Here is a 379-nt window from a genome sequence, read left to right on the forward strand (position 1 = left end):
GCGGCAGATCGATTTCGGCGCGCAAGGGCTCACCCAGTGCGGACTGCACCGTGATGGGTCCCAGCGCCAGCGCCAGGGCATTTGATGCGTACAGACCGGCAGACGCGACGACCGCAGCCGCCAGCGCAGAATGTTTCCAACGATGCATGGTTGACATCAACTGATGAGGGGTTGCTGCTCGGTCGAGCGGCCCGTTATTTTTTTTCATGTCTGATGCCCGCTCCGCCCCGGCTTGAGAAAATATGTAAAAGCACCATAGCAGCAATGTTTTGCACTGACAAGCTAAGGCACTGGTCCAGCTTTGGCAGAGGCTCGGAACAGCGCGGACGGGCTGCGCAGGTGTTGTCCGAAGACAACGAGCGTAACCAAGTATTTCTGA

General features: G+C 57.8%; 1 protein-coding gene. It reads right to left on the minus strand.

Features of this window, described 5'->3' with window-relative positions; genetic code table 11:
- Nucleotides 1–208: hypothetical protein (locus QZH66_RS15780; RefSeq protein ID WP_305806844.1), on the minus strand; the 208-nt coding region annotated here is incomplete at its 3' end.
- Nucleotides 209–379 lie beyond the last annotated feature (171 nt).

It is taken from the genome of Stenotrophomonas sp. YIM B06876 (assembly GCF_030711595.1).
In the GTDB taxonomy this organism is placed as follows: Bacteria; Pseudomonadota; Gammaproteobacteria; order Xanthomonadales; family Xanthomonadaceae; genus Stenotrophomonas.